This window comes from Rhodococcus wratislaviensis, from assembly GCF_900455735.1.
GTDB classification, from domain to species: Bacteria; Actinomycetota; Actinomycetes; order Mycobacteriales; family Mycobacteriaceae; genus Rhodococcus_F; species Rhodococcus_F wratislaviensis.
This window is the reverse complement of the sequence record NZ_UAUI01000011.1, coordinates 359,170-369,584: the sequence shown is the minus strand read 5'-3', so window position 1 is coordinate 369,584 and position 10,415 is coordinate 359,170. Positions and strand designations below refer to the sequence as shown.

Sequence of the window (10,415 nt, the reverse complement as noted above, 5' to 3'; positions counted from 1 at the left end):
CTGGGAGCAGCGGGTGACGACTCGTGCTCCGGGGACCGACTACGGGAAAACTCAAGTTAGGTTTGGGTAACCTATGGATCTGACTAGGGAAGAGTGGCATAACCTACTGCGATGGTCAAATTTTTGGACAAAACAGACCGAGAAGCTGGTTTTGTGGTCGCGCAAGCCGGCAACCCCCGCGGTTGACCAGAACTCGCCCGAAGTAGGCACTACTGTCGGGCGCATGGCTATCGGGGTGAAGGTCCGAAGGTTCTCCAAGATCGCACCACTACTGCTCGCCGGTGCACTCGCGGCCGCGGTGCCGGGGCATGCCGCCGCCGAACCGGTCAGAGGTCCGGACGTGGCCTCGTGGCAACACCCGGGCGGGTCACCGATCGACTGGTTCGCCGTCCGCAACGCCGGCCACGACTTCGCGATGGTCAAGGCCACCGAGAGTCTCAACTACGTCAACCCGTTCTTCGTCCAGGACTGCCTCGCCATGCGGGTGGCCGGCGTCGCCCGGGGCGCCTACCACTACGCAGACCCCACCCAGTCGCCGGAAGCGCAGGCCGCGTTCTACTCGACGGTGGTGCTGGGCATCAACGGTCCGGGTGACATGCCCCCGGTCCTCGACATCGAGCATTCCGGTGGGCTTCCGCCCGCGGCCTTGATCGACTGGACGCATCGCTACCTCAACACGGTCCAATCGCTCACCGGACGTCAGCCGATCATCTACACGTACCCGAACTTCTGGCGGACGGCGATGGCGAACACGAACGAGTTCGCCGGCTACCCGCTGTGGATCGCCGACTACAACGGTCAGAACACGCCCGGACCCCTCCCGGGCGGCTGGAGCAACTGGACGTTCTGGCAGTACACCAGCACCGGTCGCATCGCCGGCGTCAACGGCGACGTCGACCTCAACGTCTACAGCGGGGCGCAGGGCGACTTCGCGCGGTACTCCAACAGCGCATCCCCCTTCGGCAGCTGACTGCAGGCGGGCGCGATCAATCGCGGCACGCCGGATTTCCGGGGAACGCGGGAACGCCGACTCGGCAGCCGACGTCGGTGACGGCGTTCAACCGCTCGACCGGCTCCCGGATCTCGAGCGCCGGTACGAGGCCGTCGGCCAGGAGAGCACTCTTGGTCGCCGGCGTCGTGGCGCGCTCGTCGAGGGTTCCCCGCACCCGCGCGAAGGCGACGAGTTCGTCGTACACCATCGACAGGGCCGCCTCGGTCGTTCGGTCCTCCGGGGCCAGTCCGGCGAAATCCACACCCGTCTCGTATTCGTGGCGGACTGCATGGGGGCCCTGGTCGCAGGTGGGCTGGTTCAGATCGATCCCGAAATCCGGCCCGGCCGGTCCCGGCGGCGTGATCGTGCCGGCGTCGGTGCAGACATGGTGCGAGATGCGATCACCGAGCGCGTGAATGTAGATGCCGGTCCGCGCATTCCAGGAGTTGTCACCGACCCAGGAGTCGAATTGTGACGACAGGACCGTGTCGGAGATGACCTGCTGCCCGGTCATGTTCGTGAACGGGATGGCGGCCGGGGTCTCCAGGCTGTACGTGCCGTTGATCTGCACGGGATTCGCGTCTCCGTAACATGTTGCACCCGTAGCATAGTCGCCGTTCTCCGAGAGGTTTGTGAACCCTCCCGTGCACAGCGGCGCGTCGCTTCCCGGACCGGCCATGGCCCAATTCCGCAGGTGCGTGAGCATGATTTCGTGCCGGGGATCGTCGACGTCGGGGCGCAACCCGTTGGGCAGGGGATCCGCCGGCCCGCGCAACGTGGGCAGGAAGTGGAAGAGGAACCCGCCGGTGGCGAAGTGGGTGCGGACCAGTCCGCTGATGTCCTTGGTGGTCAGCGCACCGGCGTCGGGGACGAGTCGGCCGAAGATGTCGCGTGGGGCGAACGTGCCGAGGTCGGTCGCTTCGTCGTACGCCGCGATCCAGTACGCATCCTGCTCGGAGAAGCCGACGGTGCGGGCGATGATGTACGTCGAGTCCGAGTGCACGAGACTGCGTCCGCCGAGCGGGCGGCGCAACGTGAACCCGTAGCGGAGGAACGCCTCGGCGCCGCAGATCGGCGAGTTGGGATCGTCGAGTAGACATTCGGGGGGCAGCGGAGCGCAGTTGTGCGGTGGGGCACCGTCCTCGGTGTAGCAAATATCCTCGGCGAATCCGTACACCGGTGGCGGTGACACGACGAATGCGGCAGCGGTAAGCGTCAGCGCCACGATGGTTCCACCGACTTTTCGAGTGAATCTTCTCATCGAGGTGCACCTTTCGGTGTGGCCGAGTAGATCAACATTAACACCGGGGAACACGCTGGATGCGCGGTTCTCTCGAGCCCCGAAATCTGCGTCCGTGGCCAGAGCGCAGGCATCACGCGACATGTTGCCGATATCGATTCGCCAGCCAAGCGCACATCGTGAGCTGGACCTGATGAAACACCATCAGCGGCAGGATGATCTGCCCGACGGGCTGCCCGGCGAACAGGACCGCCGCCATCGGCAGCCCGGTCACGAGCGCCTTCTTCATTCCACAGAACTGGATGGCCCGCACGTCTGCACGTTCGAACCGCAGCAGGTCTGCGGTGAATCGCGTGAGCCAGAGCATGGCCGTCACGAGCATCATGGACGGCAACACCAGTTGCAGTAACGCGGTGGACGGGACCGAGTGCCGCACTCCGTCACGTTCGCCCGCCGAGAATGCCGAATACACGACGAGCACGACCGATTCGCGGCCGACGTACCTCGATGCGGATCCATGTCGTGCCACCCAGTCGCCGACCAGTCTGCGGACGATTTGTCCCAGCACGAACGGCAGGAACAGTTGCAGTGCGAGTCCCAGTGCGGCGGCCCTACTCGTGCGGCCTTGCGGGCAGTCGGATCCGGACAGGATCCTCACCTGGTGAGGATTCCGGCAACCAGGTTGATCGTCGTCGCGAGGATGACTGCACCGAAAACGTAGGACAACAGGCAGTGCCGGAGCGCCACCGCCCGAATCTCCGAACTCGAGACGCCGGTATCGGATACCTGGTAGGTCATCCCGAGGTTGTAACTGAAGTAGAAGAAGTCGCGAAACGCGGGCGGGGAAGTGGAGTTGAAATCGATACCACCCGTCGACTTTTCATGACCTGATCCCTCGTAGTACAGAAAGGCGTATCGGGCCGCATACATCAGGTGCAGGGAAGCCCACGCCAGGAATACCCCGATCAGGGCCACGGCGGCGTGCGCGGTTCCCGCCGACGATCCACCCGCCACCTGCAGTGCGATGATTCCTCCGAGACCTCCTGAAGCCGCTGTCACCACGACCAGTTCGTCGACTATCGGACGAAAATCCTCGCGTCCCACGTTGCGGCGAGTCGCTGCCGCATCCATCGGCCACAACACCGCCCAACCGGATACGACGAACACGGCGGCAGCGGCGGCGATGCCGACGAGAGCCCCCAACGCGGCTGTGATCACCAGGCCGCCGACGAAGCCCGCCGCGATACCGACCACCACCGCGGCGGCCACCCTCGGGATTGCGGAGGTCGGGAGAGGAACGTGCAATGTCTACCCCTCCACAGGAGGTGACGAGCCGTCACCTGCGGCGCTCCCGACACCGAACTCGGGCTCGTACCCTTCCTCGGCGAGGTGGTCCTCGGCCGCGGTGGTCACGTCCAACCCGATGTCCTGCGCCTTCAGCAGCCGGCGGGTGCCGTCGAGGATCAGGTCGGAGCCGATGTTGCTGGTGAGGATCACGATCGTGTTCTCGAAGTCGACGGTGCGGCCCTGCGCATCGGTGACGCGGCCGTCGTCGAGGAGCTGCAGCAGAATGTTGAACACGTCCGGGTGCGCCTTCTCGATCCCGTCGCGTTCGTCTTCTTGTTCTCTCGTTCCACGCTCATGATCCCGACGCTCCTGTCGCACAGTGTTGGGAAACAACACGATTCGCGCGCCGCACCACGGCGCGCCCGGCGGGGGCTGCGCCCGAATGGGCAGACGTCAGGCCAGGGCGTACCAGCGGCGTGTGCCGAGAAGTCTATCCCGCCAACTGCCGTGGCCGGTCGGCGTTTCCGCGATCAGTGAGCCCGATGGTGTGCGAACGTATTCGATCTACGACGCGCCGACGATGTCTGGGACGTGTCCGAATCGGGCGAGGAAGCGGAGAGGGTACCAACCCCTTTCCACTTTCAATTTATAGCGCACCGGGGGGCTTGCGGCAAGGGCCGGGTGGTGCCGCACAATTACCGGCCGAAGCCAGAACCTGCGGAAATGGGAGTCGCGAATTGCGTGTGTTGTTGTCGACGTATGGGTCGCGTGGGGATGTCGAACCGTTGGTGGGACTCGTGGTGCAGTTGAAGGCACTCGGCGCGGAGGTGCGAGTGTGCGATGCGCTGTTCGATGAGGCGCTCGACACCAACCGACCCTCGACCCGTGGCAGGAGCCGCCGGACCGCGTCGTCGTGCACGCCGGCGCGTGGCTGGGCAGACCTGGCCCTGCGCTCACGGCGGCCCTGACCCCCGAGACCGGAGCACGCGCGGCCGCCGTGGCGGGCACGATCCGCACCGACGGTGCAGCGGTCGCCGCGACGCTGCTGCTCGACACGATCGTCCGAACCTCAGATCGGAGCTGATGACATGACCCCATTGACTACCAGCGCGTTCGACCTTCCCGACCACCTCGCGCCCAAGGCCGACCCGACGCTGATCGCCGACGACGAGCAACACTTCGCGGCCATCGCGGAAAGCCTCGAGCAGTCGATCGCCGACCTGTCCCACCGGATCGACGTCGAGCGCAAGGCACCTCGCCGGCTGGGCCAGGAGGCGATGGAGCGGGACATGATGGTCCACCGGCTGAACGCCGAACTGCGTGCCCTGCGCCGCTACGGGTTGGACCTGTGCCTCGGACACTTCGTCAGCGCAGACAACCCCGAGCCCGTGTACGTGGGACGACTCGGCCTCATGGACCGTGCGGGCAATCAGCTGCTCGTCGACTGGCGCTCCCCCGTGGCCGAGCCGTTCTTCGGTGCGACCCACGGCAATCCGATGGGTCTGGAACGCCGCCGCCGGTACCGCTGGACCCGCGGCCGGGTCAGCGACTACTGGGACGAGGTGTTCACCCCGGACGGGTTCGCAGACAACGCCGCCCTCGACGACCAGTCCGCGTTCATCGCCAGCCTGGGCAGCAACCGGTCGGCCCGGATGCGGGACGTGCTCGGCACCATCCAGGCCGACCAGGACGCCATCATCCGCGCAGGATCGCGTGGCGCCCTCGTCGTCGACGGCGGCCCGGGTACGGGCAAAACCGTCGTCGCGCTGCACCGCGCCGCGTACCTGCTCTACTCCGACCCCCGACTCCGTCACGGCGTGCTGTTCGTCGGTCCGCACGAGCCCTACCTGGCCTACGTCGCCGATGTCCTGCCCAGCCTCGGCGAGGAGGGCGTGCAGCTCTGCACCCTGCGGGACCTCGTCGCCGAGGGCGCCACCGCGAACGTCGAAACCGACCCGGACGTGGCCCGCCTGAAGTCGTCCGCGGATTTGGTGAAGGCGATCGACGCGGCCGTCAGGTTCTACGAGGAGCCGCCCACCGAGGGCATGACGGTCGCGACCGAGTGGTCCGACATCTGGCTGAGCGCCGACGACTGGGCCGAGGCTTTCGAAGCGCCGGAACCCGGTACCCCGCACAACGAGGCGCGCGAGCAGATCTGGGAACTGCTGCTCACGATCCTGATCGACAAGTACGACGGTGACGTTCCGGCAGTTCAGCTCCGGAAGTCGTTGCAGCAGAATGACGATTTGCGCACGATCCTCGACAACGCGTGGACCCTGATCGAGGCGGCCGACCTCGTAGCAGACCTGTGGTCGGTACCCGCCTACCTGCGCAAGTGCGCGCCCTGGCTCAGCCCCGACGACGTTCGGAAGCTGCAACGCCCGGACGCCCAGCGCTGGACGGTGTCCGACCTGCCGCTCCTGGACGCGGCACGGCAGCGACTCGGCGACCCGGACGAATCACGACGCCGGCGTCGCCACCACGCCGCCGTCGCCGCCGAACGCGAGCAGCGGTCCAAGGTCATCGACGACCTGATCGCGTCCGACGCCTACGACGACGGTGAGAGTTTGATGACGCAGCTGCGGCAGAAGGACCTGCAGGAGATGCTGGTCGACGAAGCCTCGCTGTCCAGCAACGACCCCGACCTGCTCGACCGCACGTTCGCGCACATCGTCGTCGACGAAGCACAGGAGCTGACCGACGCCGAGTGGCAGATGTTGTTGCTGCGCTGCCCGTCCCGGAGCTTCACGATCGTCGGTGACCGCGCCCAGGCCCGGCACGGGTTCACGGAGTCGTGGCGGGAACGGCTCGAGCGTGTCGGGCTCGACCGGATCGAACTGGCCTCTCTGACCGTCAACTACCGGACCCCGGAGGAGGTCATGGCAGAAGCCGAGCCGGTCATCCGCGCCGTGCTCCCGGACGCCAACGTGCCGACCTCCATCCGCAGCAACGACATTCCCGTCGTACACGGATCCGCGTCGAATCTGGCCTCGATCATCGACACCTGGCTCGAATCGAACTCCGACGGAATCGCCTGCGTCATCGGCGATCCGACGTTCCGCGCCACGTCCCGAGTCCGGTCGCTGACCCCGGAACTGTCGAAAGGGCTAGAATTCGACCTGGTCGTCCTCGTCGACCCGGACACCTTCGGCACGGGGATCGAAGGAGCCGTCGACCGCTACGTCGCCATGACCCGGGCGACCCGGCAACTCGTCATCCTCACGAGCTCCTGACGTGGCCGCGGTTTCGTTTAGAGAAGCGAACCACCAGTGACATTCCCGGGGCCGCCGAGAAGGATCAGAACCAACCGGTCTTGTTGAACAGGGGGCCGATGTCTGGGAAGTGGGAGTGAAGAAATGGCTGACTACAACAGCGTTGTTTCGTTGTCCCGTGAGGAATTCGAGCGTTCGGGGCCGAGTCGGGCGGAACTCGACGATGAAACCAAGTCGACGAAATCGGATGAAGTCGATATCGCAAAGATGGAGCGGCTCCTGGACCTGAGACCGGGCATGCTGGCCGGCGACGAGTACTACCTCGAAAGATTGTCCTGTCAATGTTGTGGACGGCTGCTGACCATGTACGACTTCGTATTCACCGGCCTGGTGGACGCGAGCCACTCGAAGTCGCTCATCGTGCACACGTTTGTCGGAAACAAACTGGTTGTGAACGAGCCGCGGCGCATCAGGTGTTCGGCGTGTGGTGAAATCGCCCGGCACAGTCCTTGGTATCGGATGCCGCAAAGCTATGGATGTAGGCCGGCGCACTTCGAATAGGGCCTACTCGTTGGCGGCAGGCCAGTGCAACCGAAAGGCGACCAGCGGGGTCTTGTGTGAAGGTCCGCGAATCGACCCTCTCGAACACCGTGGCTGGACGAGAGTCGCCTGAGACGATTACACGTGCCCTTCGAGAGGAGACGAACGATGACAGCGCCCGATCCACAGGTCACTACCCGCGAGGAATGGCTCGTCGCGCGGCGCGACCTACTCGCACAGGAGAAGGAGTTGACCCGCCACCGCGACCGGGTCAACGCCGCCAGGCGCGCGCTACCGATGGTCGAAATCACCGAGAACTACGTATTCGACGGCCCCAGTGGCAGGGCCGGATTCGTGGACCTGTTCGGCGGCCGCAGCCAACTCCTGATCTACCACTTCATGTTCGAACCCGACGCCGACGAAGGTTGCCCGTCCTGCTCGTTCACGATGGACAACGTGGGCCCCCTCGATCACCTCTACGCCCGGGACACCTCGTTCGCGGCTGTGTCGCGCGCACCGCTGCACAAACTGGAGCAGTACCGCCGGCGCATGGGCTGGACCTTCCCCTGGTACTCCTCGCACGGCAGCAACTTCAACTACGACTTCCACGTCACTCTCGACGCGTCGGTCGCACCGGTCGAATACAACTACAAGGATCTGGCAGAGCTCGAGCGGATGGATCCCGCCTGGAAGGACTGGTGCGGCGAAGAGCACGGTGTCAGTGCTTTCCTCCGTCAGGGTGAGCGCATCTTCCACACCTACTCCGGCTACGCGCGCTCCACCGACATTCTCCTCGGCACCTACCACTGGCTCGATCTCACCGCCCGCGGCCGCCAGGAGGACTGGGAACCACAACCCCGCCGCGGCGACGACCCCTTCATGAGTTGGCTTCGCCGTCACGACGCCTACGAACCGGACATGATTGCAGGTAAGGAAATCCCAGACTGACCGCGCGATATTCCCGCCTGCGGCTACATCAGTTCGAGTCCCGTTGCCTGCAATTCGAGATAGTCGCGCACCAACAGGTGAGAACACGGAGTGGACACCGCGGTCCACGGCGTGTGTTTGGGTAGTTGCAGTGTCAATGATTCGGGTACCGCTTCGCGGCACCGGATGACCGCCCGGAGTTGCGGCGTCAAAGAGATCCACCACGCGTCCAGCACACACCTGCACTGGGAGAGGTATTCGGAGAGTGGTCCTTGGAGTACCGCCATTTGCGGTATCGAATCAGCTCCACCACTGATCCCTGCGACGCACTCCTGCCCGCATACGGTCATCACCTGCCCGATGAACTGCGGCGGCATGATGCCTTCGGGGTTTCGCAGCAGGGCGAGGCGCGCGCCGGCGGAAAGGGCTTCATATGCCACTTCGGGGTCGATTGCCTCGTCACCCATGCCACGAACGTACTCGGCTCTGGTCGTCTCCTATCAGGAACAGCGATAGTTGGTCGGCTCGTCCGGTCGAGGATCGCCGATCGGTCGGCGATCCTGCACCGGGCCGTTGTGTGCCGGTCAGCTCGTCATACTGGCGAACATGCCGGGCTCGTAGGAACCTGCCGGGTTGCGCACGATCACGTTGATCCGGTTGGCGGCGTTGATGAGGGCGACCAGGGAAACCAGTGCGGCGATCTGGTCGTCGTCGTAGTGCTTACGCACCTGGGCCCACGTCTCGTCGGACACCCCGTGGTGGGCGTCCGCGAGCCGGGTACCTTCCTCGCTGAGCGCCAGCGCGGCCCGCTCGGGCTCGGTGAACACGGTGGCCTCGCGCCAGGCTGCGACGAGGTTGAGCCGGACCTGGGTCTCGCCGGCAGCCGTGGCGTCCTTGGTGTGCATGTCGGTGCAGAAGCCGCAGCCGTTGATCTGGCTGGCCCGGATCTCGACCAGGTGCTGGGTGGCCTTCGGCAGCGACGATTGGTCGATCACCAGGGCAGCGTTGGCGAACCTCTTGCCGAACTTCAGGGCGATCTCGTTGTCGAACAGGTTGAATCGGGGGTCCATGACTTCGTCCTCACTCGTGGTGTTGTGTGTTGCTGGACGAACATGAGATGCCGGAGACCCGATCCTTGTGACAAACGCTCACGCTGCTGCCTCGAAGTCACGTAATTTGGCAGCGGGCAACACCGGTCGGCTGCGGTTCGGGTGTCACAAAACGGCGGGGCCCGGTGTCTGGTGTGTGACACCGTCGAGAGTGAAGAGGAGCCACCCATGGCCGGCACGTCGCAGACCACGCCCGCAGATCGCGGCGGGAGCCAGGACGACCGTTCGGACCCCGCGACCGAGGCGTTCGTCGCCCACCGCAACCTGCTGTTCACCGTCGCCTACGAGATGCTCGGCTCGGCCGCCGATGCCGAAGACATCCTCCAGGAGACCTGGCTGCGGTGGGCGGGCGTCGATCTCGACACGGTGCGCAATCAGCGTGCGTACCTGGTCCGGATCACCACCCGCCAGGCGCTCGTCCGGCTGCGGACACTCAGCAGGCGCAAGGAGTCCTACGTCGGCCCCTGGTTGCCCGAGCCGCTGCTGACCGCGCCCGATGTTGCCGAGGATGTCGAGTTGGCCGACAGCGTCTCGATGGCGATGCTGCTGGTGCTGGAGACGCTCGCGCCGACCGAGCGGGCGGTGTTCGTGCTGCGTGAGGTGTTCGCTCTGGAGTACGGCGAGATCGCGGACGCCGTCGGCAAGAGCCCGGACGCAGTCCGTCAGATCGCGCATCGGGCGCGGGCGCATGTCGCGGCCCGCCGACCGCGCGGCGTCGTATCCCCAGCCGAGTCCCGAGACGCACTCGAGGCGTTCCAACGGGCGCTCGAGACGGGCGATCTGCAGAGCCTGCTCGACCTGCTCGCACCGGACGTCGTCCTCTTGGGTGACGGTGGCGGCGTCAAGCAGGCTGTGCTGCGACCCATCGTGGGAGCCGACAAGGTTGGTCGCCTCCTGGCGGCCGGCCTGCCCCGTATCGACGGCGAGGTGTCGGTCGAGCCGGTGCAGATGAATGGCTGCCCGGCTCTGATCGTCCGGCTCGACGGGGAGATCGACGACGTCGTGGCGGTGCGGATGGACGACGGCATGATCACCGGCCTCTACATCGTGCGCAATCCCGAGAAGCTGTCGCGCGTCGAGCGCGAAACCGCGGTGAGCCGCTGAGGCCG

At 65.5% G+C, this 10,415-nt stretch carries 11 protein-coding genes and 1 pseudogene; 6 read left to right on the top strand and 6 right to left on the bottom strand.

Annotated features, from left to right (window positions below; genetic code table 11):
* Positions 1–223 precede the first annotated feature (223 nt).
* A complete protein-coding gene (locus DTA22_RS15470; protein ID WP_037230296.1) occupies positions 224–970 on the top strand; it encodes a glycoside hydrolase family 25 protein in 747 nt (248 codons plus the stop codon).
* Between the two features lie 16 nt (positions 971–986).
* Here the strand turns inward: DTA22_RS15470 and DTA22_RS15465 are convergent, their stop codons facing one another.
* The 4 genes and pseudogenes from DTA22_RS15465 to DTA22_RS15450 all read right to left on the bottom strand — a co-directional run.
* The gene (locus DTA22_RS15465) at positions 987–2,252 is read right to left on the bottom strand and encodes a hypothetical protein (protein ID WP_037230294.1); all 1,266 of its coding nucleotides are present in this window, start codon (positions 2,250–2,252) and stop codon (positions 987–989) included.
* Positions 2,253–2,364: 112 nt separating this feature from the next.
* Positions 2,365–2,889, bottom strand: coding sequence for a bile acid:sodium symporter (locus tag DTA22_RS15460; protein WP_160118520.1), 525 nt, complete (start codon positions 2,887–2,889; stop codon positions 2,365–2,367).
* Positions 2,886–3,536, bottom strand: a complete 651-nt coding sequence (locus tag DTA22_RS15455) for a DUF1345 domain-containing protein (RefSeq protein WP_112300001.1) — start codon at positions 3,534–3,536, stop codon at positions 2,886–2,888. Before DTA22_RS15455 ends, DTA22_RS15460 begins: the two co-directional genes overlap by 4 nt.
* A 51-nt stretch (positions 3,537–3,587) precedes the next feature.
* Positions 3,588–3,839: pseudogene (locus DTA22_RS15450) on the bottom strand (AAA family ATPase); the annotation flags it as partial.
* 592 nt (positions 3,840–4,431) lie between these two features.
* Here DTA22_RS15450 and DTA22_RS15440 point away from each other — a divergent pair.
* From DTA22_RS15440 to DTA22_RS15425, 4 genes are all read left to right on the top strand, one after another.
* The gene (locus DTA22_RS15440; RefSeq protein ID WP_281272496.1) at positions 4,432–4,602 is read left to right on the top strand and encodes a hypothetical protein; all 171 of its coding nucleotides are present in this window, start codon (positions 4,432–4,434) and stop codon (positions 4,600–4,602) included.
* 4 nt (positions 4,603–4,606) lie between these two features.
* Positions 4,607–6,751, top strand: coding sequence for an RNA polymerase recycling motor ATPase HelR (gene helR / locus DTA22_RS15435; protein ID WP_112299999.1), 2,145 nt, complete (start codon positions 4,607–4,609; stop codon positions 6,749–6,751).
* 123 nt (positions 6,752–6,874) lie between these two features.
* On the top strand, positions 6,875–7,291 hold the full coding sequence (locus DTA22_RS15430; protein ID WP_112299998.1) for a hypothetical protein: 417 nt from the start codon (positions 6,875–6,877) through the stop codon (positions 7,289–7,291).
* 147 nt (positions 7,292–7,438) lie between these two features.
* Positions 7,439–8,218, top strand: coding sequence for a DUF899 domain-containing protein (locus tag DTA22_RS15425; RefSeq protein ID WP_112299997.1), 780 nt, complete (start codon positions 7,439–7,441; stop codon positions 8,216–8,218).
* A gap of 23 nt (positions 8,219–8,241) precedes the next feature.
* Here DTA22_RS15425 and DTA22_RS15420 read toward each other — a convergent pair whose 3' ends face one another.
* Together DTA22_RS15420 and DTA22_RS15415 are read right to left on the bottom strand one after the other, a co-directional pair.
* On the bottom strand, positions 8,242–8,664 hold the full coding sequence (locus DTA22_RS15420; protein WP_112299996.1) for a hypothetical protein: 423 nt from the start codon (positions 8,662–8,664) through the stop codon (positions 8,242–8,244).
* Positions 8,665–8,781: 117 nt separating this feature from the next.
* Positions 8,782–9,267: a carboxymuconolactone decarboxylase family protein gene (locus DTA22_RS15415; RefSeq protein WP_037230274.1), complete on the bottom strand. Its 486-nt coding sequence runs from the start codon at positions 9,265–9,267 to the stop codon at positions 8,782–8,784.
* Between the two features lie 207 nt (positions 9,268–9,474).
* Here DTA22_RS15415 and DTA22_RS15410 point away from each other — a divergent pair, with 207 nt between their 5' ends.
* Positions 9,475–10,410, top strand: a complete 936-nt coding sequence (locus DTA22_RS15410; protein WP_112299995.1) for an RNA polymerase sigma-70 factor — start codon at positions 9,475–9,477, stop codon at positions 10,408–10,410.
* Positions 10,411–10,415 lie beyond the last annotated feature (5 nt).

Bases quoted from the DNA above. Each gene is read 5' to 3' on its own strand.
- DTA22_RS15470 (WP_037230296.1), top strand. From the start codon at position 224: ATGGCTATCGGGGTGAAGGTCCGAAGGTTCTCCAAGATCGCACCACTA.
- DTA22_RS15465 (WP_037230294.1), bottom strand. From the start codon at position 2,252: ATGAGAAGATTCACTCGAAAAGTCGGTGGAACCATCGTGGCGCTGACG.
- helR (WP_112299999.1), top strand. From the start codon at position 4,607: ATGACCCCATTGACTACCAGCGCGTTCGACCTTCCCGACCACCTCGCG.
- DTA22_RS15430 (WP_112299998.1), top strand. From the start codon at position 6,875: ATGGCTGACTACAACAGCGTTGTTTCGTTGTCCCGTGAGGAATTCGAG.
- DTA22_RS15425 (WP_112299997.1), top strand. From the start codon at position 7,439: ATGACAGCGCCCGATCCACAGGTCACTACCCGCGAGGAATGGCTCGTC.
- DTA22_RS15420 (WP_112299996.1), bottom strand. From the start codon at position 8,664: ATGGGTGACGAGGCAATCGACCCCGAAGTGGCATATGAAGCCCTTTCC.
- DTA22_RS15415 (WP_037230274.1), bottom strand. From the start codon at position 9,267: ATGGACCCCCGATTCAACCTGTTCGACAACGAGATCGCCCTGAAGTTC.
- DTA22_RS15410 (WP_112299995.1), top strand. From the start codon at position 9,475: ATGGCCGGCACGTCGCAGACCACGCCCGCAGATCGCGGCGGGAGCCAG.